This is a genomic window from Arthrobacter sp. zg-Y1110, assembly GCF_025244865.1.
Classification (GTDB): domain Bacteria; phylum Actinomycetota; class Actinomycetes; order Actinomycetales; family Micrococcaceae; genus Arthrobacter_B.
The window spans coordinates 112,162-136,601 of the sequence record NZ_CP104273.1 but is presented as its reverse complement, the minus strand read 5'-3'; the positions used below and the strand labels follow the sequence as shown (position 1 = coordinate 136,601).

At 64.4% G+C, this 24,440-nt stretch carries 32 protein-coding genes and 1 tRNA gene; 27 read left to right on the top strand and 6 right to left on the bottom strand.

What is annotated here, in order from left to right; translation table 11 throughout:
- Positions 1-146: 146 nt before the first annotated feature.
- The 10 genes from N2K99_RS17250 (at position 147) to N2K99_RS17205 (ending at position 5,126) form a co-directional block, all read left to right on the top strand.
- Positions 147-914: a hypothetical protein gene (locus N2K99_RS17250; protein WP_227934353.1), complete on the top strand. Its 768-nt coding sequence runs from the start codon at positions 147-149 to the stop codon at positions 912-914.
- A 78-nt stretch (positions 915-992) separates the two neighbouring features.
- Positions 993-1,382 (top strand): hypothetical protein, encoded by a 390-nt coding sequence (locus N2K99_RS17245; RefSeq protein ID WP_227934354.1) that lies wholly within the window; start codon positions 993-995, stop codon positions 1,380-1,382.
- 5 nt (positions 1,383-1,387) lie between these two features.
- The gene (locus N2K99_RS17240) at positions 1,388-2,044 is read left to right on the top strand and encodes a hypothetical protein (RefSeq protein ID WP_227934355.1); all 657 of its coding nucleotides are present in this window, start codon (positions 1,388-1,390) and stop codon (positions 2,042-2,044) included.
- A gap of 35 nt (positions 2,045-2,079) precedes the next feature.
- Positions 2,080-2,376 (top strand): hypothetical protein, encoded by a 297-nt coding sequence (locus N2K99_RS17235; RefSeq protein WP_227934356.1) that lies wholly within the window; start codon positions 2,080-2,082, stop codon positions 2,374-2,376.
- Entirely contained in the window at positions 2,376-2,663 is a 288-nt protein-coding gene (locus N2K99_RS17230) for a hypothetical protein (RefSeq protein ID WP_227934357.1), read from the top strand. The genes N2K99_RS17235 and N2K99_RS17230 overlap by 1 nt, the downstream gene beginning before the upstream one ends.
- A gap of 233 nt (positions 2,664-2,896) precedes the next feature.
- The gene (locus tag N2K99_RS17225; protein WP_227934358.1) at positions 2,897-3,112 is read left to right on the top strand and encodes a hypothetical protein; all 216 of its coding nucleotides are present in this window, start codon (positions 2,897-2,899) and stop codon (positions 3,110-3,112) included.
- The gene (locus N2K99_RS17220) at positions 3,109-3,306 is read left to right on the top strand and encodes a hypothetical protein (protein ID WP_227934359.1); all 198 of its coding nucleotides are present in this window, start codon (positions 3,109-3,111) and stop codon (positions 3,304-3,306) included. Before N2K99_RS17225 ends, N2K99_RS17220 begins: the two co-directional genes overlap by 4 nt.
- 40 nt (positions 3,307-3,346) lie before the next feature.
- On the top strand, positions 3,347-4,270 hold the full coding sequence (trxB, locus tag N2K99_RS17215; RefSeq protein WP_227934360.1) for a thioredoxin-disulfide reductase: 924 nt from the start codon (positions 3,347-3,349) through the stop codon (positions 4,268-4,270).
- Between the two features lie 45 nt (positions 4,271-4,315).
- Positions 4,316-4,386, top strand: a tRNA-Gln gene (locus N2K99_RS17210).
- 86 nt (positions 4,387-4,472) lie between these two features.
- Complete coding sequence (locus N2K99_RS17205; protein ID WP_227934361.1) at positions 4,473-5,126, top strand: hypothetical protein; 654 nt, start codon at positions 4,473-4,475, stop codon at positions 5,124-5,126.
- A gap of 63 nt (positions 5,127-5,189) precedes the next feature.
- On the opposite strand, the gene N2K99_RS17200 is transcribed toward N2K99_RS17205, so the two are convergent.
- Entirely contained in the window at positions 5,190-5,507 is a 318-nt protein-coding gene (locus N2K99_RS17200; RefSeq protein ID WP_227934362.1) for an Lsr2 family protein, read from the bottom strand.
- Between the two features lie 82 nt (positions 5,508-5,589).
- The gene (locus N2K99_RS17195; protein ID WP_227934363.1) at positions 5,590-6,429 is read right to left on the bottom strand and encodes a sigma-70 family RNA polymerase sigma factor; all 840 of its coding nucleotides are present in this window, start codon (positions 6,427-6,429) and stop codon (positions 5,590-5,592) included.
- A gap of 177 nt (positions 6,430-6,606) precedes the next feature.
- On the opposite strand from N2K99_RS17195, the gene N2K99_RS17190 reads away from it, so the two are divergent.
- Positions 6,607-7,518 (top strand): ABC transporter ATP-binding protein, encoded by a 912-nt coding sequence (locus N2K99_RS17190; protein ID WP_227934515.1) that lies wholly within the window; start codon positions 6,607-6,609, stop codon positions 7,516-7,518.
- Positions 7,505-8,719, top strand: a complete 1,215-nt coding sequence (locus N2K99_RS17185) for an ABC transporter permease (RefSeq protein ID WP_227934364.1) — start codon at positions 7,505-7,507, stop codon at positions 8,717-8,719. The genes N2K99_RS17190 and N2K99_RS17185 overlap by 14 nt, the downstream gene beginning before the upstream one ends.
- Positions 8,720-8,721: 2 nt before the next feature.
- Here N2K99_RS17185 and N2K99_RS17180 read toward each other — a convergent pair whose 3' ends face one another.
- Entirely contained in the window at positions 8,722-9,576 is an 855-nt protein-coding gene (locus tag N2K99_RS17180) for a hypothetical protein (RefSeq protein WP_227934365.1), read from the bottom strand.
- Between the two features lie 83 nt (positions 9,577-9,659).
- Here N2K99_RS17180 and N2K99_RS17175 point away from each other — a divergent pair, with 83 nt between their 5' ends.
- The 9 genes from N2K99_RS17175 (at position 9,660) to N2K99_RS17135 (ending at position 15,197) form a co-directional block, all read left to right on the top strand.
- On the top strand, positions 9,660-10,502 hold the full coding sequence (locus tag N2K99_RS17175) for a hypothetical protein (protein WP_227934366.1): 843 nt from the start codon (positions 9,660-9,662) through the stop codon (positions 10,500-10,502).
- Positions 10,499-10,969 (top strand): hypothetical protein, encoded by a 471-nt coding sequence (locus N2K99_RS17170; protein WP_227934367.1) that lies wholly within the window; start codon positions 10,499-10,501, stop codon positions 10,967-10,969. The genes N2K99_RS17175 and N2K99_RS17170 overlap by 4 nt, the downstream gene beginning before the upstream one ends.
- A gap of 118 nt (positions 10,970-11,087) precedes the next feature.
- Positions 11,088-11,360: a preprotein translocase subunit SecE gene (secE, locus tag N2K99_RS17165; protein ID WP_227934368.1), complete on the top strand. Its 273-nt coding sequence runs from the start codon at positions 11,088-11,090 to the stop codon at positions 11,358-11,360.
- A gap of 70 nt (positions 11,361-11,430) precedes the next feature.
- Positions 11,431-12,372 (top strand): hypothetical protein, encoded by a 942-nt coding sequence (locus tag N2K99_RS17160; protein ID WP_227934369.1) that lies wholly within the window; start codon positions 11,431-11,433, stop codon positions 12,370-12,372.
- Between the two features lie 106 nt (positions 12,373-12,478).
- The gene (locus N2K99_RS17155) at positions 12,479-13,216 is read left to right on the top strand and encodes a Bax inhibitor-1/YccA family protein (protein ID WP_257793709.1); all 738 of its coding nucleotides are present in this window, start codon (positions 12,479-12,481) and stop codon (positions 13,214-13,216) included.
- Positions 13,217-13,352: 136 nt separating this feature from the next.
- Entirely contained in the window at positions 13,353-14,012 is a 660-nt protein-coding gene (locus N2K99_RS17150) for a Bax inhibitor-1/YccA family protein (RefSeq protein ID WP_227934371.1), read from the top strand.
- 136 nt (positions 14,013-14,148) lie between these two features.
- Positions 14,149-14,376, top strand: coding sequence for a hypothetical protein (locus N2K99_RS17145; protein ID WP_227934372.1), 228 nt, complete (start codon positions 14,149-14,151; stop codon positions 14,374-14,376).
- A gap of 12 nt (positions 14,377-14,388) precedes the next feature.
- On the top strand, positions 14,389-14,769 hold the full coding sequence (locus N2K99_RS17140; RefSeq protein WP_227934373.1) for a hypothetical protein: 381 nt from the start codon (positions 14,389-14,391) through the stop codon (positions 14,767-14,769).
- Complete coding sequence (locus N2K99_RS17135) at positions 14,769-15,197, top strand: hypothetical protein (protein ID WP_227934374.1); 429 nt, start codon at positions 14,769-14,771, stop codon at positions 15,195-15,197. The genes N2K99_RS17140 and N2K99_RS17135 overlap by 1 nt, the downstream gene beginning before the upstream one ends.
- A gap of 388 nt (positions 15,198-15,585) precedes the next feature.
- On the opposite strand, the gene N2K99_RS17130 is transcribed toward N2K99_RS17135, so the two are convergent.
- Both N2K99_RS17130 and N2K99_RS17125 read right to left on the bottom strand, forming a co-directional pair.
- Positions 15,586-16,350, bottom strand: a complete 765-nt coding sequence (locus N2K99_RS17130) for a hypothetical protein (RefSeq protein WP_227934375.1) — start codon at positions 16,348-16,350, stop codon at positions 15,586-15,588.
- Positions 16,350-16,613 carry a hypothetical protein gene (locus N2K99_RS17125; RefSeq protein WP_227934376.1) on the bottom strand — a complete coding sequence of 88 codons (264 nt, stop codon included), beginning with the start codon at positions 16,611-16,613 and terminating at the stop codon, positions 16,350-16,352. The genes N2K99_RS17130 and N2K99_RS17125 overlap by 1 nt, the downstream gene beginning before the upstream one ends.
- Before the next feature lie 180 nt (positions 16,614-16,793).
- Between N2K99_RS17125 and N2K99_RS17120 the strand changes: the two genes are divergently transcribed.
- The 4 genes from N2K99_RS17120 (at position 16,794) to N2K99_RS17105 (ending at position 20,320) form a co-directional block, all read left to right on the top strand.
- On the top strand, positions 16,794-17,213 hold the full coding sequence (locus tag N2K99_RS17120) for a hypothetical protein (RefSeq protein ID WP_227934377.1): 420 nt from the start codon (positions 16,794-16,796) through the stop codon (positions 17,211-17,213).
- A complete protein-coding gene (locus N2K99_RS17115; RefSeq protein WP_227934378.1) occupies positions 17,210-17,944 on the top strand; it encodes a M50 family metallopeptidase in 735 nt (244 codons plus the stop codon). Before N2K99_RS17120 ends, N2K99_RS17115 begins: the two co-directional genes overlap by 4 nt.
- A gap of 133 nt (positions 17,945-18,077) precedes the next feature.
- Positions 18,078-19,796, top strand: coding sequence for a CCA tRNA nucleotidyltransferase (locus N2K99_RS17110; RefSeq protein WP_227934379.1), 1,719 nt, complete (start codon positions 18,078-18,080; stop codon positions 19,794-19,796).
- Positions 19,793-20,320: a GNAT family N-acetyltransferase gene (locus tag N2K99_RS17105; RefSeq protein ID WP_227934380.1), complete on the top strand. Its 528-nt coding sequence runs from the start codon at positions 19,793-19,795 to the stop codon at positions 20,318-20,320. Before N2K99_RS17110 ends, N2K99_RS17105 begins: the two co-directional genes overlap by 4 nt.
- Before the next feature lie 490 nt (positions 20,321-20,810).
- On the opposite strand, the gene N2K99_RS17100 is transcribed toward N2K99_RS17105, so the two are convergent.
- Positions 20,811-21,080 carry a hypothetical protein gene (locus N2K99_RS17100; protein ID WP_227934381.1) on the bottom strand — a complete coding sequence of 90 codons (270 nt, stop codon included), beginning with the start codon at positions 21,078-21,080 and terminating at the stop codon, positions 20,811-20,813.
- 106 nt (positions 21,081-21,186) lie between these two features.
- Here N2K99_RS17100 and N2K99_RS17095 point away from each other — a divergent pair, with 106 nt between their 5' ends.
- Together N2K99_RS17095 and N2K99_RS17090 are read left to right on the top strand one after the other, a co-directional pair.
- Positions 21,187-24,006, top strand: coding sequence for a hypothetical protein (locus N2K99_RS17095; RefSeq protein WP_227934382.1), 2,820 nt, complete (start codon positions 21,187-21,189; stop codon positions 24,004-24,006).
- Between the two features lie 90 nt (positions 24,007-24,096).
- Positions 24,097-24,372, top strand: coding sequence for a hypothetical protein (locus N2K99_RS17090; RefSeq protein ID WP_227934383.1), 276 nt, complete (start codon positions 24,097-24,099; stop codon positions 24,370-24,372).
- Positions 24,373-24,440: the final 68 nt, after the last annotated feature.

The window sequence follows — 24,440 nt, the reverse complement described above, 5'->3', positions numbered from 1 at the left end:
TGAACGTCGGATCCTGCGGCGGGTCCGTCTTCACGACAAAATACCGCGGTCCTCTGACAACCGGCGACATGCGCCTTCTCCTGCCGTGCCGCACACAGAGGGGTGACAGCGGCAATATGCCGTCCAGCACCAGTGAAGGCAGGACCATGACGTTCCAGGAAAACGAACACCCGCGCGCAGGCGACGGCAAATGGGCACCCAAAGAGCAGTCCGAGGCGGTCGGCGTCATGCTCTCGGCTCAGGGCACCCCCGTCCGGCCCAGGCCGATCATGGCCACAGCCACCCTGCAGGAATGGAATGACGACGACGAAGCGGAGGAAGCCGGCACCATCCAGTTCGATGCCGCCCCGATTCTTGCCGGAATCGCACCCAGCCTCAGCAGGGAGGACCTGGCAGCCCTCGATTACAGCACCAGGGACGACATTTTCAACGAGGCGATGGCCCGCGGCTTCATCCCCATCCACGACGGACCCTTTGAAGTCGATGTCCAGGAGTCCCTGGATGAGGCACTGGCGGAAAACCCGGACTATTTCGCTACTCCTTACCCGCACGAAATGACGGTCCGCCACCCCAACGTCCCCATCGAGTCGCCACTGAGCCCCTACGAGCTCGGCGCGCGCATCGACGAAGACGGCTACGTGGCAGCCCTTGCCGTCCTGGACCTGGACGAGATGGTGGACCACGATGCAGAACAGCACAATGACACCGTCAGCAACACCCTCGTGGGCAGTGAACTGCTCATGGACATCGGGACCACCCCCGAGAGGATCGCTACGGAGAAGACGACAGGTGCGCGCAACGTCGTCTTCCGCATTACCGGCGACGTGACCGCAGTCGTCGACTGCTTCGACGATGACGAGCGGGCCCTGTTCGAAGCCGGACTGGCAGACGCCGCGGCGGAGCGTAAAGCCTAAGCTGCCGACAGACCGCCGGGGGAGTGCCCGTCTCCTCCGGCGGGGAGCGGCCGGCAAGGTTCCGCACACATAAGGGGTATGGAAACGATCATTCAGCCCCGGTCCGAACGCCCTGCCCCCGAACTCCGCGAACGCCACGCCCTCGTCTGGTTTGAAGATGACCGGGGTGTCTCCTATCCGGTGCTCACCTGCATGCACGGCGAGGTCGCCGACCCCTTCGGATGCTTCAAGGTCTACGTCGAAGCGGACGACGCCATCCTTGCCGACGGGTTCCAGGGCGAGAGGGAGCCGGATCATATGCGCACCGGTGTCATCGAGTCCTGGCCGCTGAACGATTCGCCGGAGTCGGAACTGCTCTGGGACCTGATGGACGAAGAGCCTGAGATCGACTGGGAAGCCGTACACGCCGAAACCCTCCGGCGCGTCAACCAGGTCCGGGCAGAGAAAACCGTCCTGCCGCACACATAGGGGTCATGAGAACGCCGAACGACATCCAGCTGCTGCTCTCCAATGCGGTCCGCCCGGCTGACCGCGGGGAGGAGCGCCACCGTGTCAGGTGGTTCATTGACAATGGAATCCGCGCAGAGTTCGAATGCCTGCATCCGCCGGTTCCCGCGCCTGAGGTCTGCGACGCGGTGAACTTCGAGGCCGGGGGTGCAGATGAGCTTGTCGAATTCCACGAGGGAGACGAGACGCCGCTGCGCGACGGGACTATCAGGTCCTGGTGGGCCCAGCCTGGAGTAAGCGCAACCTACAGCTGGGTTTACGAGGAGGCCCCTGTCGTCCGGGCAGCGTTTCCTGAATCCGGCCCGCGCGGAGCAGCCGAGACCACGCCGGCCTCCCCGGGCCTGTTAGGCAGCTCGAACAGGACGCGTCCGCCCCAGCTCCATGACGTGCGCTGGTACATCTGCGACGGCGTGGCCAAGGCCAGACTGACCTGCCTTCACAAGGCGGCCGAGCACTGCGACAAAACCGAGTTCGAGGAAGACGACCTGCTCCCCTTCACCCACAAGGGCGGCAGGACGGTCCTGCGCGACGGCATCATCGAGTCCTGGTGGACGGGCGACGACTGGGATGGGTACGACATCCACTGGGATTACACGGACACACCCTCAGGCATCCGGGCATGACACCGGCACCTGCACGACCGCACGAGAGGAGTGCCATGACAAACTTCAACGACGTCATCCCCGAACTGAACAAGCTCGGCGTCATCTACACCGAGGCTGAAATCTTCGACGAAGCTGAAATCGCCGCCAACCCGGTGGGCGACAGAATCGGCACCGGCCCGTTCCCTGAGATGGCGGCCTACGTCGTGGATGACGCGATCGAGATCATCCCCATCCACAACCGGGCAGTGGTCACTTTCGCCGGGAAGAGCGCGGAGGCCATAGCCGAAGAAGTCCGTGCCGCCGTCGAACTGCTCCGCACCGGCCAGACGGCCCGACACGAAGGCATCTGATGCCCAAGATCATCGACAAAGCAGCAATGCCCGACGCAGCGGCCGAAGTCACAGGTTTCCTCGCCGGGACCGGAGGATGCCACCGTGTCAGCCTCCCGTCCCGCGCGGCGGCCGTCAGCGCATTCGCCGACACCCTGGCCCGCACTCCTGCGCCGAAGAATCCGCCCCGCGGCAGGTCGGAGTATGAGGAGGCTGTCCTGCACCTGCTTAATGCCGGGGTCCTCCGTCTTGACGAGGAGAGCCATCCCTGCGGCGCCTGCTGGGCCTTCACCCGGGCAGGGGCATGAGGGGCCGGAGCATCATCCGATACGGTTCCGAGCCGTTTACGAACCGCCGGCTGAGGCGGATGGCGCGCCGCCTGCTGCGCCGCGGAATAGAGCCGGAACCGCGCTACCGGAGCGGGAAATTCTGGACGGACTGAGGCTGCGGGATACGCCGTCAGGGTCCGGGACGCATAGAAGCAAGAAGAGGGTGCTTCCCTCCGGCAGCTTCCCGCAGCCCAGACCATCAAGGAGTTCCCATGTCACAGGCAGAGCAGCAGACCGAGGGCATCAAGGCCTTCATCAGCAACCAGATCATCAGCGGGAACATGCCGCCTGAGGAAGCTGAAGCGGCACTGGAACTTCTGGGCACCCTGGATCCCGACGGCACCGAAGCCGATACCGTGCATCCGGAGCTGGCGCCGGCGGAGGAGCCGATGCTCGTCAGCCGGTCCTGGGCAAAAACCCATCGTTGAGCAGATCCGGTAAATCACACCGGCCGTCCAGGGATGATCTGAGGCAGTTCTACTGGAAGCCCGAACGGGCAGCAGAAAGATCCTCCCTGAAGCGGCTGGGCGATGAGTACAACGCCGCCGGCGACATCGAAGAGAGCTACACCCTTCCCTCCCAGCACCGGCACGGACGCTTCCGCCGCGGCTGGTGGAGCTGATCCTTAGCCACTGACCGCCAACCACCCTGAAAGCACCACCATGGATAAGATTCACGACGTCATCATCATCGGCTCCGGCCCCGCCGGCTACACAGCGGCCATCTACGCCGCACGCGCCAACCTCAAGCCCCTGGTCTTCGCCGGGATGCTGGAGGCCGGCGGCGAACTCATGAAGACCACCGAAGTGGAAAACTTCCCCGGGTTCCCTGAAGGCATCCTCGGTCCGGAACTCATGGAAAAGATGGAGGCCCAGGCTGAACGCTTCGGCGCCCGGATCCTCTTCGAGGACGTCGAATCGGTCGACCTTGAAAGTGAGGTCAAGCAGGTTGTCTCCGAAGGCACCACCTACCGTGCCCGCTCGGTCATCATCGCCACCGGGTCCTTCTACCGCCCCCTCGGCGTCCCCGGAGAGGCTGAATACTCCGGCCGCGGCGTCAGCTACTGCGCCACCTGCGACGGTTCGTTCTTCGGCGGCAGGGATGTCGTCGTTGTCGGCGGCGGAGACTCGGCAATGGAGGAGGCCCTGTTCCTCACCAAATTCGCCTCCTTGGTGACCGTCCTGGTGCGCGGAGGGAACCTGAAGGCATCCCAGGTCATGGCCGACCGGGCACGCCTGCACCCGGGCATCACCTTCCTCTACAACACAGAGGTCTTCGAAGTGCACGGCGAGCAGCAGGTGACCGGTCTGACGATCATGACCGCCGGCGTCCGGAAGCCCCTGGCCGCGCAGGGACTGTTCGTAGCCATCGGCAACAACCCGCGTACCGCACTGGTTGCAGGCCAGCTGCCCATCAACCCGGACAGCGGTACGATCACCGTTGAAGGACGCAGCTCCGTGACCTCCCTGCCCGGCGTCTTCGCTGCAGGTGACGTTATCGACCCCACGTACAGGCAGGCGATCACGGCCGCCGCCTCCGGCTGCGTGGCCGCCCAGGACGTCGAGCACTACCTGGCATCCCTCTAACAGAGGCAGCCGCGGGCGGTTCCGGTGATCCGGGGCTGCCCGCCTTCCGCGCTGGTGTAACGGCAGCACTACGGTCTTTGGAGCCGTCGGACCGGGTTCGAACCCCGGGTGCGGAGCAATGGAACGGGGCACGGGGGGATCCCCCGAGGCAGATGACGCGCCCCAGCAGGTGTCCCCGGAATATCTACGCATGCTCCCGGGTATGAAGATGATCGAGGAATACGTCCGCCTGGAGGCCAAGTTCGCCAGGCAGTTCTACAACGGTGATCTGCCGGACAGGATCCGCCAGCATGCCACCGCCGGACGGTTCCTCCTGGTCGCGCCGCACTCCTCGAACCGCATGATTGACGGGCGCCCGCGCATGGCCGACCGGTACACCGGGTCGATGGCACAGCTGCTGGCCACCCGGTCGGGGCAGAGCTGGCTGGCAGCCGACGGCGTCATCTCGGAATGGTCCAGCTGGGAGGAGCGGCAGGACCGCTTCCGCAAGGCCCTTGACGCCGGACTGGACCGGGGACAGTTCGTCATCGACCTGCGGGCCGCACCGCTTCGGGCACCGGGGGACATCTTCATCGGTTTTGGGCCCCGCCCCAGCGAAGAGGCAATGCTGACCGCCGAAGCCATCGGCGATGCCTTCCCTGAGTTCAAGGTTGTTGCCGGCGGCCGGTTCAACCCTCCGGCTCCGGCTACGATCCGCACTTACGCCCAGGGCCGCGGCGGGGACGCAATCCAGCTGAATATTTCCTCCACGCTGCGCGATCCGCTCGAACATCCCGATACTGCGGCATTGTTCATCAACCGCTTCGCTGCGCTGCTCAAGAACCATTCAGCCGAAGCCCCTGCTGCCGCAGCCTGATCGGCAGTCTTTCCTGCGGGCCTGCCTGACGGGAAGAGAATGCAGGCCCGCATTCGTGAAGGGCTAGTGGGCTGCCGTGTAGGCGTCGATTACGGACCGGGCCAGGCGCCCGAACGGGTTGACATCAATGTTCTGCTCTTTTGCCCATGCCCGGATTTCTCCTGTGGAAGGTCCGGTCTTTACCGCAGCAGTCCGGCGCCCCCTGGGGTGAATTCTGCGTGCTGCGCTCACAAATGGAGCCAGCGAATCCCTGAACTCTTTTGAGTGTGCCGTCGAGAGGTCAATTTCATATTCGACTTCCTCGAAAGCAAACCTGACAGTTTCATCTGCGGGGGAACCGTCGAGATCATCTTCAAGGATTACCTGTATTTTCTGAGCCATGCGAATACATTATCAGCCGGCTTGCAATGGTTTGAATTCCGATACCGGTCATTACCCGCGTATGCAGTAAATGCGTTCTACATCACGATTGGAATGTGCGGCGTTGGCGGACAATACCTCCGGCAGTCGCTTCGGAGACATTCCTCAGATAGTCCGACCTGCGCCTCTTGGAGACCGTGTCCGGTGCCGCACCCGTACCCTCACCGGTCTCGTAGACCGACATGCAGTCCCGAAGCAGCCTGATGCCCTCGGCCCTGACCTGGGAGACTGCCGAGCTGGTCCGGCCCATCTCTTCCGCAATGTCCTTGACACTCCGGTCGTTGAAGTACACCTCCTCGATCACGTATCGAACCCTCTCCGGCAGCGTCCGGACGCCGGCCCGCAACTGGAGTTCCTCCTCGGCGGCCATGAGAACACCTTCGGGTGTCGGGTCCTGGTCGCTGACCTCCTGGACGTCTTCAGCGTCGAGGTCGCCCACGGTCCGGGCGGCGTCTACGGCCGTCAGGCGGACAGCTTCGGCATCCACTCCCAGGAGCTCCGAGACCTCCTTCTGCGAGGGATCCCTGCCCAGGGCGGCCGTCAGGGAATCCGTTGCGGTGCGTGCGTTTTTTATCCGCCGGCGGGTCCCGCGGCTGGCCCAGTCCAATGACCTCAGTTCGTCGGAAATTGTTCCGTTGATGCGGGTGCGCGCATAGGCGCCGAACGGGACTTTACGTGAGGGATCGTAGGCGGCAGCGGCCGACACAAGGCCAAGAAAGCCTGCAGACGCAAGCTCATCCCGGGTAACTATCCCCGGTACGCGCCTGCTGAACTCTGAGACTGCATACCCGACCAGCGGCAGGTGCTCCATGACCAGACGCTCCCGGCGGAGCCGTTCGTCACGGACGGATAAGGATCCCGAAGATGATGGAACCGAACACATTCGAGGATCGTAAATTACCCGTCGGTATGAATGCCTCGACCTGATAACTTTCGGCGGGTACTGAATCCGGAGCTGCCGCACACATAGGACGGTATGAGCAAAAACAGGATCATAGGGGCCACGGGAGGACCGCCGTTAAGTAACCCTGAGGCGATCGTGAGCGTTGAAGACTTCCGCATGGACTTCGGGCCCCGGAAGGTTATCCGCAACCTCTCCTTCGACGTCGGCCGCGGGGAGACCTTCGGATTCCTGGGCGGCAACGGCTCCGGCAAGACCACCACGATCCGCGCGCTGCTGGGGATCCACCAGCCCACCGCCGGAACACTGCTGGTCAACGGACGCCGCTTTGGACCCCGGGACGGAGCGGACCTGGGGTACCTGCCGGAGGAGCGCGGACTGTACCGCAAGGAGCCGGTGCTGGATGTCATGGTCTACTTCGGCCGGCTCAAGGGAATGGGCCGCCGGGAGGCTGCCCGCTGGTCCCGGCAGTATCTGGAGCGCGTCGGACTGGACGGCAAGGCGGGGGAGCGCCTGGACAAGCTCTCCGGCGGCCAGCAGCAGAAAGTCCAGCTTGGCGTCACCGTCATGAGCAACCCCTCACTGCTCATCCTGGATGAGCCCACGAAGGGCTTCGACCCCGTCAACCGCCGCCTCCTCATGGACATCATCGACGAACAGAAGGCTGCCGGCGCCACCGTCATGATGGTCACCCACCACATGGACGAAGTGGAAAGGATGTGCGACCGGATCCTGCTGCTGCGGGACGGCACCGCCCACGCCTACGGGACCATCAGGGACGTTCAGGACCTCTACGGCGGCCGTACCGTCGCTCTCACCTACGCGGGCCGGCTCCGGGAGATCGAGGACCGCACAGGGGCTTACAGGGTCCTGGCCAATGTGCCGGCCGGAACCGGAGGGTCTGCCCGTCTGGAGCTGGAGGAGGCTGCCTCCGAAGAAGGAGTCCTCCGCAGCCTCATGGACCAGGGCCTGCCCGTCACCTCGTACACCGCCTCCAGAACATCCCTGGAGGAGATCTTCATGCACATCTACGGAACCTCAAGCGAAGGCGGCGGCAATGGCCGGGCATAATCTCGGAACAGTCACCGCGTTCGAGTTCCTGCGGGCAGTAAAGAAGAAGTCCTTCTGGCTCGGCACCCTCGGCGTCCCCGTCGTCATCGGCATCGTCATGGCCCTGATGATCCTCACCTCGGGTACGGCCAGCCGCAGCGCCGACGAGCAGAAGAACGCCTCGATCACCTTCACGTTCACGGACGCCTCCGGGCTCATCGCCGATGAACTGGCGGCCGGCTACGGAGGAACCCGGACCGATGACCCGCAGGCTGCCATGGACGACGTCCGTGCCGGACGCGCCCAGGCATTCTTCGCCATCCCCGAAGATCCCGCCCGTCAGGACATCGAGATCCACGGGAAGGACCTGGGCATCTTCGACTCGGAGGCCTACAGTGCCGTCGCCGGACAGATGGTCAGCAAGGCAGCGGTAACGGAGATCGGATCCCCGGAACTTGCGGCCCTTGCAGGCGGCGGCACATCCTTCAGCTCGACGATGTACGCCGACGGGCAGGCCACCGGAGGAATGTACGCCGTCGTGCCGCCGCTTCTTTTCCTGGCGCTCTTCTACGCGGTGACCCTGTTCCTGGGCAACCAGATACTGAACAGCACCGTGGAGGAGAAGGAGAACCGGGTTACCGAGATGATCCTGACGACCCTGAACCCGACCACGCTTATCACCGGCAAGATCCTGGCCCTGCTTCTCACCGGCCTGGTGCAGATGGCGGTATTCGCCCTGCCCGCTGCCGGGTACTTCCTTGCGGACGGAGGCGGAGGAACTGCGGCGGCCGTGCTGGCCAGGATGGATCCACAGCCCGAGGCCATGATCACCGGGGCGGTCCTGCTGGTCGGGGGATTCGTCCTTTTCACCGCGACCCTGATGGCGATCGGAGCCGTCATGCCCACTGCGAAGGAGGCCAACGGGCTCTTCAGCGCGATCACCATCATGCTGTTCGTTCCGCTCTACGCCGTCTCCCTGTTCGTCAGCGACCCCGGCTCACCCCTTGTCCAGGTCTTCCTCTACTTCCCGTTTTCTGCCCCCGTGGCCGCCATGCTCCTGAACGGGCTCGGATCCCTCACCACGATGCAGGCGGTCATCGTTTCGGCCGAAATGTTCCTCGCCGGTGGCCTGATGCTCGCAGCCGCCGTGAAGCTCTTCCGCCACGGAAGCATCCGCTACGGCTCGAAGGTTTCACTCAGGGAGCTGTCCCGGCGCACATAAGGTCAGCGTTCCGTCCGGCCGGGAACCGTGCGCTGCCTGCGTAACGCCTCGGACTGGGCTGCAGCGGAGCGCGGCACGCCGTCGGACAGCCGCGGAAGCGGGCCCTGGTACTCGGCCAGCGGCGCAGGGGCCCAGCCGTCCGCCTTCCGGCGCGTGGCCAGCCAGGATTCCTCCCTGTTGGCTTGGGCCAGCGGTGATGACCGGAACCGGGGAGCGTGCGGCCGCTCGGCGACATATCCGGACGCGGTCAGGCAGGGCAGGCCCGGCTGGACCGAGCAGGTCTCGCATTCAACCGACTCCATCTCGGTGAGGATCTCCAGCACCATGCGGTCCCGTTCAGCGTTCCTGGCTGCAGCGGTCTCGGCAGAGGCTCCGCGGCTGTCCGATGAGGCACTGGATTCCCGGTCCATGGCAATCAGCGGCGGGACCAGTGCTTCCCCGGCAGCTTTGGAGAGGACCTGCCTGTATGTCGATGCAGTGGCACGGGCAACCCGGCCGCGGGCCGCCAGTGCGTTGATCTGCCTCGGGCTCAGCACAACGGTGTCCCGGGCAGCCCACGGGTCGCTGTCTTCGAGCCGGCGGGCAAGAGGGGCGTCGGATTCAATGGCTTCCTGAGCCTGGGCGATCTCCCTGACCTGCATTTCCAGGGCGGTCGCCGCTGCCTTCGCCTCAGTGTTCTCGCGGAGCAGATTCAGCGGCGTCATGCAGTCGTACATGGCCGAGCGGTAAGCCTTCACCGCGGCCACTGCAGCTTCCCCGGCGGCAACCAGCTGAGCCAGAGTCCGGGGCTGCCTGCCGCCACCGGACGGATCAAAGAAGTTCAGCGGCTCCGGGGACTGATCAATATCCTGGCTCATCACCCAATCCTATTTGGGCATTCAGGGAGTAACCGGCAGCCGACGATGTGACATTCCCTGCCCCTGCCGCACACATAGAGGGCATGACAGATATGAAGCCCCGCCAGCCTGAAGGCATCCCCGCCGGCGGACAGTTCGCTTTCGCCCTCCATCCAGAAGCTCCCATTAGCCTCGCAGAGCCGCGCCGTCCTGAGCTCGAAGGCTGGCCCACATCGTTGCCCGACCCTAAGCTGAGCATCGAAGTGGGCGATGAAATGGAAGTCAGCACGAAGCTCACGGTTGAGGGGCACGGCTCCATTACGGTCTTCACAGACAATCCGAGTACCGGCCGCTGCGACTATGAGCAGTTTGTTGGTGAATTCGAGGACGTCGACGAGGACACCATGGAGAAGGTCGTCGCCTGGACCTCTGAGCGGCACCTGGAAATGGAGACGGAACTTCGGCGGCACATGAAAATGGCAGCGGACTTCATTAGCGCACGCACCGCCGCCAAAGCCACCGGAAAGCCGGTCCGGGCCTCCGATGAAGACCTCAACAGCCTCATCGCCAATGCAGGCAGTGTTGCCTCCGAGGCCCGCAACGCCGGTGAGCTGGCAACCATGGCCATGTTCAGCCGCGAAATCCTCAAACGCCACCCTGAAGCTGTATCCGCCGAGCTGGAAACAGTCGGATACGACGACGGAGAGTTCCTCGGCGAGGCAACCATTAAGGACGCCGAAGGCAACGTCATCACCACCTATGGCGAAGACCTCACCGAAGACGAAGCGGCCGTCACCGACCTGCTGCGCTCAATGAGCCCTGACGCCGACAATGCGGCATGGTCCGAATACACCCTCCGTGCAGAAGAGTTCAACGTCACGAGCTTCGAATCGGACTCCCGCACCCTGAACCTGGCCAAGGCTGCAGACTGGGCGCCGGGCGCATGAGCATCGAAAACAACCCCGGCGACACCATGCTCGTCCAGCTGATCGCCCGGCACAACGCCGACCTGATGAAGGCGCAGGAGAACATCCGCACCATCACCCGGACGCTCCTTGCCCGCAGGGTCCTGACGCTGGAACCCTCCGCCGTCCGCCTCGAAGTGGTGCCTGAGGAATTCGAGGAAGGCGTCCGCGCCCACAGCGCTGCAGTCTTCAACAGCGAAGGCACCCTGCTGCGTTCCTTCGAGGGCGACAGCGAGGACCCTGTCGATGAATCGGTCACCGAGCTGCTTGAAGCACTCACCCCCGAACCCGGCACCGACGCATGGTTCCGCTACGTCCAGTTCTTCGAGCCCTGCACCATGGACCTGCTCGATGCCATGCAGCCCAAGCCGGGCACCGACCCGTGGCTGCGGCATGTCCAGCTCTTCGGTATTCCCGGAGCAGAAACGGCCCAGGCAGAGGCAGCGTAGATGCCCGCACGGCAGGGCGGGGAGCTTTCCCCGTCCTGCCGTACACATAGGTACCGAGAGGCCTGTGCACCCTGACCGGGTGTGCCGGCACCACCTGACAGCAAGGAACCGTTCCCGAATGACCCAGACCCTGACAGTCGACGAGCAGCCCGACCGGATCGGAGTGCCGTCCGACGGGAAGAAGCGCGGATTCTTCGGCGCAATCTTCCTCTACGTCCGCCAGGTCATCGCCGAGTTGCGCAAGGTCGTCAAACCGACGCGCGGCGAGCTGTTCAAGATGACCGGCGTCGTGCTCGCCTTCGTGGCGGTCATGATCCTGCTCATCACCGGCCTGGACCTGCTGTTCGGCAGCATTACGTCGATGATTTTCAGCGGCAGCGCCGAGCAGTAGCACCGGCCATGGAAGGCGTCCCGTTTCGGCGGGGCGCCTTTTCGCATGCCCAGCCGCACACAGTCAGGGCATGACACTGATTATCCAGAAACGAACCCCGGCAGGGGTCCCCACGGGCGGCCAGTTCGCCGGCGCTGCCCACTCCGAGTCCCAGGTGAGCCTGGGCCCTCCCACCGTCAATCCCGCCTACGTCAGGGAGAGGCTCCGCGTCTACGGCCTGAACGGGCGGATGAGCGTTGAACAGACCGACGAACTCATCGAAGGACTCAACGCAGACCTGGACTTCACGGACCAGAGCATCGAAAAGACCGCCGACCGGATCCTGCGCCGCGACCGCGGCTACGGTGCCGACGATGCCCGGACCGTTACGACCCTCGAAAAGGAGCTGCGCGAAGCGGGCCGGATCGAGGAAGCGAATGCGCTGGCCCGGGTCGCAGCGGCCAGCCCGATGGATTACCTCAACGAAGGCGACGACACCTTTGCCAGTGACGAGGAACTCGCAGAACTGGCCTCCCGTTTGCTGCCCGACGGGATCAACGCCCCGGTGGATACTTCCGACCAGAGGGTGCAGAACGGGGAGATCTTCGACAGGGTCATGACCGAGGACGGAACCGTCTTCCACCGCCGGCGCCCGGGCACCTTTGCCGGAACCCCGTACTCAATGCGTTTCCAGGCCAACCGGCCCCTCAGCGAAGAAGAGCGGAAACAGGCCGCCAGCCTCATCGGCTACACGTACGCCGCCACGATCCGGGGCGAGAACGTCAGCGACCCTGAGCAGGACACCCCCTACTCCTTCATCGTCGGCTCCGACATGACCAAGTCACGCCGCGATGACCTGGGGGACGGGCTTGCTGAATTCGAGGACCAGCTGCCCCACCTCCTCCAGCATGGGTCCCCGGTCCGCACCACGAACAGGAAAGGGCCCGTCGGCAGCCGTGCCGTGGATGGCCTGGCCGACCCTGACCTGAAGTTCGAGATCTACTACGACGACGTCTTCGAACCCGGACAGTAACCGCATCTGCAGCTGTTTCGGCCGGCCGCCGCACACATAGTGGGTGCCGGGGCATTACCGCCCGGGCCCGGCGGCCGGAAGCCGACTACTTGAACTGGAGTTCAACTTGAGCAAATCAGGCGGCAACCCCGTCTTAAGCCGCACAGATTTCCGCCCGGCAGCAGATGCCGTGCCGGGTCGTGCCATGACCTACGACGACGTCGTCCGTAAGACGCTGGCCTGCCTGGCCGTGCTGCTCGCCGGTGCCGTCATCGGCTGGATCTTCCCCGGCCTCTACATCGTGGGCGTGCTCATCGGATTCGCGCTGGCCATGGTCAACATTTTCAGGAAGAAGATCTCGCCCACACTGATCCTGGCCTATTCCGGCTTCGAAGGCATTGCACTGGGCGCAATTTCCGGCAAGCTTGACGCCCTCTATCCGGGTATCGCACTGCAGGCCGTCGTCGGCACCCTTGCAGTGTTCTCAGTGGCACTGTTCCTCTTCCTTTCAGGGAAGGTGAGGGCGACGCCGAAGGCTACGCGCTTCCTGATCTTCGCCATGCTGGGCCTCATTGTTTACAGCCTGCTCAACCTTCTCCTGGTGGCAACCGGTGTGGTCACCACCCCGTGGGGGCTGGACGGCATCGAGGTCATGGGCATTCCGCTGGGCGCCATCATCGGTGTCTTCGCCATCGGCCTTGCAGCTTTCAGCCTGATCGTGGACTTCACCGATATTCAGGATGCGGTCCGCTACGGTGCCGATGAGAGGCAGTCCTGGACGGCTGCCTTCGGCCTCATGGTCACCCTCGTGTGGCTTTACATGGAGATCCTGCGCCTGCTGGCCATTCTCCGCAGCGACGACTAACAGCCGTCTGCATCAGCCAAGCGATAACGAACAGCCTGTCCGGGAAACCGGGCGGGCTGTTCCTCTTTCGGTCAGCTTCCGCACACATAAGGGGTGTCGAGGCGTCCGCCCGGCGGCCAAAGAGCGGAGAGATACATTGAAAGAATCCACAGAGGAGATCGCAGACCACGGCCATGCGGGCGAATCGCGCCGGCGCCTCAGCTTCTTCCTCGCCGCGCTCGGGGGCATGGTCGTGCTGCTGGCCGGGACTGCAGTCGGATGGAGCATTCCTGTCCTGTATGCAGCAGCTTTTGCCGGCGCTCTGATCCTGGCTGTAGCCAATATCTTCAGGGACAAGCCGTCGGCGTTGCTCGTCCTGGCCTTCGCAGCAGTCTGGGGGACGGCACTGGGTTCCACTGCCGCAGTGCTGGACCCCATCGTGCCCGGCCTTACGCTGCACCTCATCGCTGGAACCTCGGCGGGAATCCTTGGCCCGCTGGCCTTCTTCCTCCGCGGCGGGCCCGGCCGCACCCTCGTCCGTCTGGCTGCCAGCCTCGCCCTCTACTGGGCGGCAGTAGCCGTACTTGCGGGCGGCGGCATACTCGAATGGCCGTCGGAGGGCGGTGCAGGGCCTGCCTGGGCAATTCTCGGCTGCGTTGCCGGCTGTCTTGCAGCATCCTGGGTTTCGCGGTACTTCGGGAACCATCTGAGAGAAATCGAAGGGTCCATGCGCTTCGAAAGCGAGCCCGGTGATTCATGGAGATCAGCATTCGGGGTGCTCATCACCCTCGCCTTCGTCCTTCTGGGCGCACAGTAGCCGCCTCCGTTCACAGCCCGTCCGGTTCATACCGGGCGGGCTGTTTTGGTGTCCGGGTCGGGGGTGGTGAGAGACCCTTGCGCAGCCGCACACATAGAAAGCATCAGGACCCCTCCGAAGCAGTAAAGGAAAACCAATGCCAGTCGAAACCAAGACCGCAAGCACGGCAGGTACCTGCCCCGTCATCTACGTGGCAGTCGACGAAGCAACGGTGCTCTCGCTGGCCACCGGGCTGCATGACCAGAAATGCCGTGCAGCCGGCGCCTGCCCCAACCGCAGGAACCACGCAATGGACTGCTTCGGTGACCACGCACGAAACACCCTCACGATCCTGGCCCGCACTCCGTGGCCCGCAGAGCACTAGGAACAACCCCCCATGACCATCCTTTCCCTCGTTGAAGGCCGCACCGCCGGCAGCTTCAGCAACAGCGAGAACGACGAGGCAGCCGTCTACGGTGTCACGTTCTGTGTCTGCGGCAGTGCCATCCGACCCGAAGGCACCGACGCCTCCCAGTACCCGGGCACGGTCCCGAGCTGGGGGAACGGCCAGTGCCGCGCCTGCGACTACACCGCAGCCGGACGGGATCCGGAAGACCGCTTCATCACCCAGCAGCGCATCGCCTACCTGGGCGGTCTGCGGGACGGGATCGAATCCGGCCGCCGCCGCCGCGGGGTCCCGGCCTCCGGGCGCATTCCGGCCGGCCGGACGCCCATCCATGAACTCATCGCCAACATCAACACGAAGGGAGCGCGGTAATGAGCCTCCAGAACCCTGAAGATTTCCTGAAGTGCAGCAAGTGCTCCCGCTGCATGCGTCCCCGCGGCGTCCTGAAGAAGGATGCTCCCGGAACCATGGCCTGGGGCCACTCGGGACAGTGCAAGTCCTGCATCCAGCCCAACACCACCGCCGCCCGGCGCCCCCACCTGCTTGAGAAGGAAGTTACTGCAGCAATGTCCGAAGACAACGACCAGGAGTACGGAATCGACAGCGAAGACCTCGCCGGGTTCTACGAAGAGGATCCGGCCGCCCGCCAGCGCCGCGTTCCCGAGGCTGTACGCCTGAAGAACACCGTCACCGGCCTCGAGGCTTTCATGGCCCGCCGCCACAAGCGCGTTGCTGCCGAGGCTGTCAGCCCCATCGTCTGGGGCCGCGAAGAGCTCGCTGAAGACGTCAAGGCGGCCTGATAGAAGGGCACTCCCACAGGAAGCCCCCGGATGATAGCCATCCGGGGGCTTTTTGAGTATTCGGGGACGTCACAAATGGAATTTTTCCCGACCGCCTTGTCTGCTCCGGCCGGCCGACCCTAATGTCTTATTCACAGCACGCCGCAGACTTCGGTCCGCGGCAAGCCATACAGAGAATTACCACTGCACGCCGAGTACCTATGGGAAAGGCAAGCCGACGGATGATCCCGGCCGGGGGAACCAGCCGGGATCATCCACTCTCACGGCGTCCGCTTTCGTTGGGGGACGAGGGATGCCGGAACCCCGCACGAGGGGTTGAAGCGTTGAGGTGGTGCAGAAGAAGCCCTGGAGTGAACGGACTCCGGGGCTTCTCTATTTGTGCGGGCACTTACTTCGGGCCGCGGCGGATCCTGTCCACGCCGTCGGCCGCATGCCTGACATGGCGCCACCCGCGCTCAGCTGCCGCACGGATCACTGGGTCGACGTCGATGCCTTTGCCCAGGACGATCCCCAGCAGGACGGCATTGACCAGATCCCCGCGCAGCTCGTCCAGCCCGGTCAGGGGAACTGCGGCGGTGTCCGGCAGGCGGCGGGACTGCCTGGAGCTGACCGCCAGCGGTTCGCTCACCAGCAGGTAGAACAGGACCATCGACACCACCACCTGCGGGTCCCCGCCGCTGCGGATCATCCCGATCAGGGCCCCCAGCATGGCAGCACGGAACAGCATGTTGGCCAGCCTGGTCCCGCGGCCGGTGCGCGTTTCCCGCCGGCGCATCCGCACAGGCTGGTTCCGGCGGCTTTCCAGCACGAGCGCGGACAGATACCAGGGCGAGGTCAGGGCCATCGACCCGCCCCCTTTGCCCAGCTTCTTCCCGACGAGCGCCTCGGCCTCTTTGAGTTCTGCGGGATGCTCCTTCCGCCACGCTTCAAGGACCGGGTCCGGGGCATCTGCCCACTCCTGCGAGTAGCGCAGCTTAACAGCGGCGTGCAGGTGCCCTGCATCCATGGCTTCGGCCTCGGAGATCAGGGCGGCGGGTGATCCCAGGAACGGACGTACCGGTTTCACGACGGCGTGATCCTGCCCTGCCCCGGTGGTCCGTACCCCGTAGCGCGGGGAGCCGTCAGGCAGCAGGTAGTCCGTGCCGGCGCTCATCAGGCGGCCGCGGCGGCGTCGGTCAGGGCTTTGGCTTCGGCAACGCTGGAAGGGCTGTAGCCGGTCAGGGTGTTCTCGACGACGCCCAGGAGAATGGCGTGGTCGGTTCCGCCGGTGCTGAGGTGGCGGTGCAGAATGTGCAGGCCGCGGCCGCGCCGGAAGGCCAGCTCCTCCAGTTCCAGGATGCGCGCCTTGAGTACCTGCACGTCGTCGGTGTCAGGGGCCTGCCTGGTGGGGAGCGGGAGCATCGGCATGGAAGACATTGGTGGTCCTTCGGTAAGTCGGGTCGTTGCCTCCTATGTGTGCGGCGCTCTCCGGACCTTTCACCGCACACTGCGGGGCAGGTCCGTGCCCGCCCTGCAGACATTCTCATCAGCTGCCGCACACATATGTGTTGTGAGGCGGAACCCCGCACCTGGAACTATCTGCTGAGGATGAAGACGATGACTGAAACCAAGCCCGCGCTGAACCTGGATGAACTCCTGACCTTCAAGGACAAAGAGCCGTTCACCTACGAAGACGACCAGCCCAACGCCGGGATCCCCCAGCACATCTTCAGCCAGGACCACTTCGAAGGCGCCCAGCTGGCAATGTTCTACAAGAACCACCGCGGCACGGACCTGTACAACACGTACAGCGTCGGCGGCTGGGAAGAAGGCAATTACCACCGCATCGTCCAGGACGGCCCCCGCGTGAACGGCCCGGTCGCATGGATGAACGAAAACGCCGTCACCCTCACGGCACACAAGCAGACCCCGCGTGAGGAGATCCTCGTCGAGGACGGCGACCACGTCATCCTCCGCGGTACCGAATATGTGATCACCAAGGACCGCCGCGGTTACGTCCGCCTGGTCAAGGCATGACCGGACTGCCCGGCATCGTGTGGGACCGGATCACCTCCGGTCTCACACGCTTGGATGCCCCCGAAGTAACTGCGGTCGAGCTGGTCCTCATCCTGGTGGCAGCAGTGGGCCTTGCCGTGCCGAAGCTGACCTGGAAGTACTTCGGCATGTTCACCACCGTGATCCACGAACTGGGCCACGCCGTCGCCGCCCTGACGACATTTCAGATGGTTACCGGCATCAAGCTGCACCTGAACCACGGCGGCACGACCAACACCTACGGGCCCGGTGGCATCCGCGCCGTCTGGTCAGCATTCTGGGGCTACCCGGTGCCGGCCGTCGTCGGAGCCACACTGGTCTGGGCCGGGCTTCAGGGGTGGTCCTCGGCGGCACTGTCCGTGAGCTGCCTTGTGCTGATGTTCACGCTCCTGCTGATCCGCAACGCGGAAGGGCTTCTCATCCTGGGATCGGTCCTGGCCATATCCCTGCTGCTCGTACTCTTCGCAGGCCCGGTCTTCCTCGGGCACACCACCCTGGTCATCGGTATCGCCATGCTCGTCGGCGCCGTGCGCGACCTCGGGAAAGTCATCCATGTGCATTTCCGGCGCCGGACAGAGCTGGAAAGCTCCGATGCCTACATCCTGTTCCGGCAGACGATGATCCCGTCCCCGGTCTGGCTGTTCGGCTTTGCCGCTGTAACGGCCGTCAGCTGGTTCCTTGCCCTGGGCTTCGTCATTGAAGCGGTGGGCTGATACCGAACGGAAGTTGATGCCAGGCCCGGCGGAGATCTAACCGTCCACCGGGCCAGGTGACTCCTCTGTGTGCGGCCGGCGCGTGTTTTGCGCAGCCTTGGCGCCGAACGCTGCAGCCGCACACAGTAGGTGCGTGAGAAACAACCCCAGACGCCAGCCTGCCGGCCTTCCGGTAGGCGGCCAGTACGCCGCCGCCCTCCATTCAGAGCCGTCGGTGGAAATCGGTGCGGGCACCGGGGCTGTCATCCCTGACCTCATCGACCTGACACCCGAAGCCAGGGCAGTCCTTGACGCGTGCCTGACGACCGGAGGCCGCCCGCTCATCGTCGGCGGATCGGTACGCGATGCGCTGCTCTCCAGGGAGACCGGGGAACAGGTCACGTTCAAGGACGTCGACATCGAAGTGCACGGGACCACCGCCGATGAGCTGCGTGCGGCGCTGCCCGGAGACGTCAACGACGTCGGCTCCTCCTTCGGCGTGCTGACCACGAACATCAACGGGCAGGACTTTGACGTCTCCCTGCCCAGGCGCGACTCCAAGACGGGCGACGGGCACCGCGGGTTCACCGTCGACCTGGATCCGGACATCAGCCTCGAGGACGCTTTCGCGCGGCGCGACTACACCATGAACTCCATGGGCTGGGACCCGTACACCGGAGAGCTGATCGACCCCTTCGGCGGCCGGGCCGACCTGGCTGACCGCATCCTTCGGCACACCCGCGCAGACACATTCCCCGACGACCCGCTCAGGCCCCTGCGCGCCGTACAGTTCAGCGCCCGGTTCGGCCTGGAGATGGATCCGGAGACACTGGAGCTGTGCCGGTCCATGAAGGACACTGTCGCCCAGCTGCCCAAGGACCGTCTCTGGAAAGAGTTCAACAAGCTCGTCACCCTCGGACGCGAACCCTCCAAGGGCCTGGAGGCTCTCTACCAGACCGGCATTGCGGACAGCTTCCCGGCACTGGCTGACGTCCGCGGAAGCCGTCAGGACCCCGTCTGGCACCCGGAAGGGGACGTTGACGTCCACCTCGGCCTGGCAGCGGATGCCGCAGCGGCTGCAGCCGAGCGCGACGGGGCAGGGGAGCAGGACCGGCGCATCGCAGTCCTGGCCACCCTGCTTCACGACGTCGGCAAAGCCGAGCACCATCAGGAGAATCCCGACGGAGGCATCACCAACTACGGCCATGCCGCCGGCGGCGTCGCCCCTGCTGACGAATTCCTCAAATCCATCGGCGCCCCGAACGAGGTGCGTGAGAAAGTGCTGCCCCTCATCCGGGAGCACATGCGCCACACGTCCTTCGGCGAGGCACCCACACCGTCAGCGGTCCGCCGGCTGATGAGGGACCTTGCAGGGGAGAACGGAAGCGGACCCACCATCCAGGACTGGGCACGGGTCGTGGACGCAGATCTTGCCGGCCGCGGGCCCGGAGCCAAGCCGCCCGTCTCCGGACCGTGGCTTGCTGTGGCGAAAACCGTGAAGGTTGACCCTCCGATCCTTCGAGGACAGGATCTGGCAGCAGCCGGCTTCCCGAAGGGGCAGGAGTGGGGATGGATCGTCAGGGCATCCCTGGCGGCACAGGATGAAGGAGTCTTCTCAGACACTGACGGCGCTGTTGCGTGGGCCATCGAAAACCGTGAAGCCGTCATCGCCGTGGAGCGCCCCAGGTGGGAGGCGGCAAGACAGCGGAAGGGAGCAATCCAGCAGGCGCGGGTGGATGCGAGCAGGTTCGAGGCGAAGGCTGCCAAGGCTGAGAAAAACGGCCGTGAAAGCGAGGCTATGCACTACCGCGCCGAAGCCTCACGGGTCGCCGCCGAGCTGAAGAACCTCATTGAGCAGGAAGAAGCATCATGAGAGCCGAAACGCTCAGCATCAACGTTGCTCCTTTCAGGGACGAGCACATCCGGCCCGCTGCCGAGGCGCTGCTTCGGGTGAGGATTGCAGACCCCACGTACCCGCCGCCCAGGGACACACCTGCCACCGTCCCGGCATTCGAGGACTGGCTCATGGCAGAGCAGACCCTCGGACGCTGGGTAGCAGAGGTCGATGGACTCACCGCCGGCCACATCAGTCTCACCCGCGCGCACCGGTATCTGACGGATGCACTGGCAATCCTGGGTTTCGCTTCTACATCGGCGAACGGCTACTGCGAGATCTCGAAGTTCTTCACGGATCCGCTCCATCAGGGGCACGGTGTGGGCGCCGAATTGTTCGAGGAAGCCCTGGCTGCCGGGCGCAGCTCCGGGTATCAGCCGGCGCTGGCGGTTATCGACACGTCCTATGCGGCAAGGCGCTTCTATGCGGCGAGGGGGATGCGTGAGGCGGGCAGTTTCAGTGGCGTTCACGGGATAAACCACGTCTTCGTCGACGAAGGCTAGAGGCGCCTAAGCAGTGAAGTCCGCCGGGCCGCCGGGGAATCCTTCCGGGGCGTGATAACCATCGTCTCTCGTGCCCGATAAAATCGTTCCTCAGGTTATCACGAGCCTCCAAAACGACATTATGCCCTACCGTTCCGCCAACCGTCCGGCGACCGGAAACAGCTGGTAAACCGACCCCTGACCAGGCGCCGGTACCCCGTTTTGCCGCATGATTCCGTGGTTTTTCGAAATCCTGCCGACTAAACCAACCTTGCCGACAGGAGGGGGAGGCCTCCATAAGGGAGAAAGGGCTATATATGGGAGCGACATTGGAGGAACATATATAGGGCCCCTTATATATATCTCTCTCTTAACAGGTTGGTTAAGTTGGTTATATATAGGGGCCCCCTCTTTTGCCCCTGGATTCCGGGGATTTTTTCACCGACTCTTAAGTCGGCTGCCGGTTGGATCCGGTTGGCCGGCAGGTCGGCAGCCGGGAAAGCCCCGCAGCCTAGGCTGAGCGACCCTCGTACCAGACCCCGGTGCGGACCTGCTCCTTGGAAGCCTCGTAGGCAGCATCGGTAAGCCCGAACAGATTGTGTGCCAGCTGTATCGCATCCACCCTGGCGTATCCGGTCCGTTCAGACACTTCCCGCCAGCTCATTCCTCCGGCACGGAGCCTCTGCACGAGCACGGCAGCGTCGTGGATCTCACCGGGCGTGGAGGGCAGCGGAATCCGGTTCGGGAGGCCGGCCGTCCGGGTTTGGAATCGTGCGTTCATACACCCTATGTGTGCGGCACCGTCCGTTTCCCGTCACAATCTCCGGCGGAAGGAACGGGCCCGGTCTACGCATGTCCCGTGGCATACAACAGCCGCAAAGGACCCCGTGAAAACCTCCCCCCGCCTCACCCGCCGAACTGCCCTCTCCCTGGCAGCCGTCACCGGCTTCTTCGCCGCAGCCGGACCCTCCCTGCCGGCCCTGGCAGCAACTGCAGTCCAGGTGCCCTCTGCTGCAGCCGCCGCCGGCGGATCCGGTCTCAGGTCGGTCGCGCCCGGCGCAGGCATCAAGAAGGTCTACAAGGACGTCTTCAAGGCATCGGCATTCCTGGACATGCTTCTGGTTCCCGACCTCAAGGGCGTCCCCAAGCTGGTTACCGCCACGACAGGCAACACCAACCAGTTCCAGGTCTTCGACGCTGCCACCGGCAAGAGGGAGTATGCCTCGACGACGCCGGACGGATCCAAGATCGCCTCGGACCTGGCCTGGGACGCGGCCACCGGCACCGTCTACGCCGGAAGCGGCGGAGGCCAGCTCATCGCCTGGTCCTTCAGCACGCGCAAGCTCGTCCCGCTCGGGCAGGTCGCCCCGTCGGCTTCGGGCGTGTACGGCTTCGATATTGACTCCTCCGGACGCCTCTGGGGCGGCTCCTACCCGGACGGCATCATCTGGAACTACACTCCCCGCACGGGCAAGTTCGCCTCCTACCCGGCCGTTGATGCCCAGACCGATTACGTGAAGGCCATCGGCATCTGGAAGGACACCGTCTTTGCAGGCACCGGATCCCGGAATCCGCATCTGGTTTCCTTCCCGGCCGGGAATCCCTTAAAGCGAACCGTTATCAAACTTCCGGATCCCGGGGCCACCGGATTCGTCCACAGGATCATCGTGCGCGGCGACAAGCTTTTTGTCTTCGCCGAGGACAGCTCACATGCCACGCGCTGCTACGTCTACAACCCGGTCAAATCCACATGGGAGAACCCCGACGGATTGAAGTCCGCATCGAAGGCCTTCTCCGGAAAGAGCGGCTCCACCACATGGCACGCGGCACGGTCGCTGATCATCAAGACGGACACCGCCACCATGAAGGAAGACATCCTGTGCCCCTCGGGTATGGAACTGACCCGCTCCGTTCTGGTTTCGGGGGACAGGGTCTTCGCTGCGGGAAACAAGGACGGCGAACCCGTTGTCGCCGAGTACTCCATCAAAGGCAAAAGGGAATCCCGGCGGGTGCGCCCTGATGTCCTCCTTGGCTCCCTGAGCGTTCAGTCCCTCATCGGCTCAGACCACGGGCTGCTCTACTTCGGCGCCTACCAGGGAGACGGGGTCGCCTCACTGAATCCGGCCACCGACGCACGGTGGAAATCCCCGGACACCCTAGGCATCTCCCAGATCGAGCACCTGATGCAGTACGACAGCAACCGCCTCTACATCGGCTCCTACGGCTCGGCCAAGCTCTACTCCTTCGACAGGAACCGCATCGGTGAGGGCGAGGCGGCATTCAAGCTCATCACCACCCTGCGCAACCCCCACATGCAGTCCCGCCCCTTCGGGTGGGCGGCCGCCGGGGGAAAGGTCCTGGCCGGCACAGTCCCGGAGTACGGGTACCGGGGCGGCTCACTGGCCGTCGTCGACCCGGTGACGAACAAACTGGGGAAGGTCATGAACAGGTTCATCCCCGAACAGTCGATCGTCGGCCTGGCCGGCTACGGCGACATCGCCTACGGAACCACCTCTGGCCGCGGCGGCTACGGCATCGACGATTACACCGGCGACGCAGCAGTCTTCGCCTACAACCCGAAGACGGACAAGACCCTGTGGGTTTCGTACCTGAAGGGACACCGGGATCTCTACTCCCCGATCCTCATCGACGGCGTCCTGTACGTCGCCACGATCAACGGCCTGCTCGCCCTGGACCCGGCCAACGGAAAACTGAAGGAAACCCTCCAGGTCCGCAGCCGCACCGCCCGGCCCGGCTACCAGAGCGCCCGCGCCCTGCGCATCCCGGGAACGAGCCGCATCGTCCACAGTTCCGGCAGCATCGTCCTGCTGATCGACGTCGCCAAGCGGACCCAATCCATCCTGGCCAAGGGAAGTGTCGGGACCCCGATCGCCGTCATGCCCGATGGCCGGGTCTTCGCCTCCTACGAGTCCAACCACATCGCGGAGCTGCACACCGGACACAGCCCGTCCATCTCATCGCTTTCGGACCTGGTGACCATCAACGCGGCCGGGGACCTCATGGTCGCACCCTCCAACGGTGCCGGAGGATACGGTCCTGCCGTCAAGCGCGGTACCGGCTGGAATGCCAAAACGATCCTCAGCTTCCACGTTGCGGACTGGAACGGCGACGGAATCCCTGACATCCTCGTCCAGCGCACAAACGGAGTCCTGGAGGTCAGCTACGGCAAGGTGGGCGGAGGCTTCGAGGCCCCGGTCAAGACAGCGTCGGGGTGGGCATCCAAACGCCTGACTGTCGGGCCCTGGACAGACAGCATCTACCCGACGGTCATCGGTGTTGACACGGCAGGGGAGGTACGCCGCCATCCCGTCGGAGCCAACGGCGGCATCGGTGCCGGTTTCGTCCTCGGCACAGGCTGGAAGGGACGGGAGATCGCCATGATCGACATGGCCGGCACCGGCCGCCAGGGTCTCGTCGGACGTTCGGGCGCAAAGCTGATTTATCAGGAGTCCAACGGCAAGGGCAGCTTCAAGGGCGCCGAGCGGACAGTAGCCTCGGCCGGGTGGAGCGATACGACCGCCCTCGCCTCCGTCGTGTCCCATCACCGCAGCAACACCGGCCTGATCACGATCAAACGAAGTGGTGACCTGCAGTATGCCAGCGCCTACGAGGGGCGGTTCGCCGGGATCCTCCTCTACCCGATGGCCCTCAAGGGATCATTCCTGGCAGGCTCCCGAAGGTTCTGACCCACAGTCGCCCCGGGGCCGGCAGCAGCCGTCAGACCCCGGGGCGCATAGGAATAACCGACAGCTCTATTCCTGACAGGCAAGGCCCCCATGTTCATCCAGATCGACGAAGACCTTCATAACATCACCGGCATTGAGAAGTTCAGCTTCTCCGAATACCCCAGCTACGAAGGGGAATGGCGTGCCGAGGCGTACTTCTTCGGAGACGCAGAAGCCTACATTGCCCTGCCCCACACTTTCCCCAGCGAAGCCGAAGCCAGAACGTATGCCGCTGCAGCGATCACCCGGGCAAGGGATGCTGCCGTCTGCACCGAGGCTGACCTGCTCGACATCGCCGACCGCATTGATGCAGGGCGCAGGAGGTAAAGGTGCACGGATAAGCTTTGATGCCGGGGCCGGCGGGATATTCAAGCCGGCCCCGGGTCATCGTACGC

What these genes read in the sequence shown, in the direction of transcription:
- N2K99_RS17250 (WP_227934353.1), top strand. Translation starts at nt 147, where the DNA reads ATGACGTTCCAGGAAAACGAACACCCGCGCGCAGGCGACGGCAAATGG.
- N2K99_RS17225 (WP_227934358.1), top strand. Translation starts at nt 2,897, where the DNA reads ATGTCACAGGCAGAGCAGCAGACCGAGGGCATCAAGGCCTTCATCAGC.
- N2K99_RS17180 (WP_227934365.1), bottom strand. Translation starts at nt 9,576, where the DNA reads ATGAGCCAGGATATTGATCAGTCCCCGGAGCCGCTGAACTTCTTTGAT.
- N2K99_RS17130 (WP_227934375.1), bottom strand. Translation starts at nt 16,350, where the DNA reads ATGAGCGCCGGCACGGACTACCTGCTGCCTGACGGCTCCCCGCGCTAC.
- N2K99_RS17100 (WP_227934381.1), bottom strand. Translation starts at nt 21,080, where the DNA reads ATGAACGCACGATTCCAAACCCGGACGGCCGGCCTCCCGAACCGGATT.
- N2K99_RS17185 (WP_227934364.1), top strand. Translation starts at nt 7,505, where the DNA reads ATGGCCGGGCATAATCTCGGAACAGTCACCGCGTTCGAGTTCCTGCGG.
- N2K99_RS17140 (WP_227934373.1), top strand. Translation starts at nt 14,389, where the DNA reads ATGACCATCCTTTCCCTCGTTGAAGGCCGCACCGCCGGCAGCTTCAGC.
- N2K99_RS17115 (WP_227934378.1), top strand. Translation starts at nt 17,210, where the DNA reads ATGACCGGACTGCCCGGCATCGTGTGGGACCGGATCACCTCCGGTCTC.
- N2K99_RS17230 (WP_227934357.1), top strand. Translation starts at nt 2,376, where the DNA reads ATGCCCAAGATCATCGACAAAGCAGCAATGCCCGACGCAGCGGCCGAA.
- N2K99_RS17160 (WP_227934369.1), top strand. Translation starts at nt 11,431, where the DNA reads ATGACACTGATTATCCAGAAACGAACCCCGGCAGGGGTCCCCACGGGC.
- N2K99_RS17190 (WP_227934515.1), top strand. Translation starts at nt 6,607, where the DNA reads ATGGACTTCGGGCCCCGGAAGGTTATCCGCAACCTCTCCTTCGACGTC.
- N2K99_RS17200 (WP_227934362.1), bottom strand. Translation starts at nt 5,507, where the DNA reads ATGGCTCAGAAAATACAGGTAATCCTTGAAGATGATCTCGACGGTTCC.
- N2K99_RS17145 (WP_227934372.1), top strand. Translation starts at nt 14,149, where the DNA reads ATGCCAGTCGAAACCAAGACCGCAAGCACGGCAGGTACCTGCCCCGTC.
- N2K99_RS17205 (WP_227934361.1), top strand. Translation starts at nt 4,473, where the DNA reads ATGAAGATGATCGAGGAATACGTCCGCCTGGAGGCCAAGTTCGCCAGG.
- N2K99_RS17135 (WP_227934374.1), top strand. Translation starts at nt 14,769, where the DNA reads ATGAGCCTCCAGAACCCTGAAGATTTCCTGAAGTGCAGCAAGTGCTCC.
- N2K99_RS17105 (WP_227934380.1), top strand. Translation starts at nt 19,793, where the DNA reads ATGAGAGCCGAAACGCTCAGCATCAACGTTGCTCCTTTCAGGGACGAG.
- N2K99_RS17120 (WP_227934377.1), top strand. Translation starts at nt 16,794, where the DNA reads ATGACTGAAACCAAGCCCGCGCTGAACCTGGATGAACTCCTGACCTTC.
- N2K99_RS17090 (WP_227934383.1), top strand. Translation starts at nt 24,097, where the DNA reads ATGTTCATCCAGATCGACGAAGACCTTCATAACATCACCGGCATTGAG.
- N2K99_RS17235 (WP_227934356.1), top strand. Translation starts at nt 2,080, where the DNA reads ATGACAAACTTCAACGACGTCATCCCCGAACTGAACAAGCTCGGCGTC.
- N2K99_RS17195 (WP_227934363.1), bottom strand. Translation starts at nt 6,429, where the DNA reads ATGTGTTCGGTTCCATCATCTTCGGGATCCTTATCCGTCCGTGACGAA.
- trxB (WP_227934360.1), top strand. Translation starts at nt 3,347, where the DNA reads ATGGATAAGATTCACGACGTCATCATCATCGGCTCCGGCCCCGCCGGC.
- N2K99_RS17240 (WP_227934355.1), top strand. Translation starts at nt 1,388, where the DNA reads ATGAGAACGCCGAACGACATCCAGCTGCTGCTCTCCAATGCGGTCCGC.
- N2K99_RS17175 (WP_227934366.1), top strand. Translation starts at nt 9,660, where the DNA reads ATGACAGATATGAAGCCCCGCCAGCCTGAAGGCATCCCCGCCGGCGGA.
- secE (WP_227934368.1), top strand. Translation starts at nt 11,088, where the DNA reads ATGACCCAGACCCTGACAGTCGACGAGCAGCCCGACCGGATCGGAGTG.
- N2K99_RS17170 (WP_227934367.1), top strand. Translation starts at nt 10,499, where the DNA reads ATGAGCATCGAAAACAACCCCGGCGACACCATGCTCGTCCAGCTGATC.
- N2K99_RS17245 (WP_227934354.1), top strand. Translation starts at nt 993, where the DNA reads ATGGAAACGATCATTCAGCCCCGGTCCGAACGCCCTGCCCCCGAACTC.
- N2K99_RS17125 (WP_227934376.1), bottom strand. Translation starts at nt 16,613, where the DNA reads ATGTCTTCCATGCCGATGCTCCCGCTCCCCACCAGGCAGGCCCCTGAC.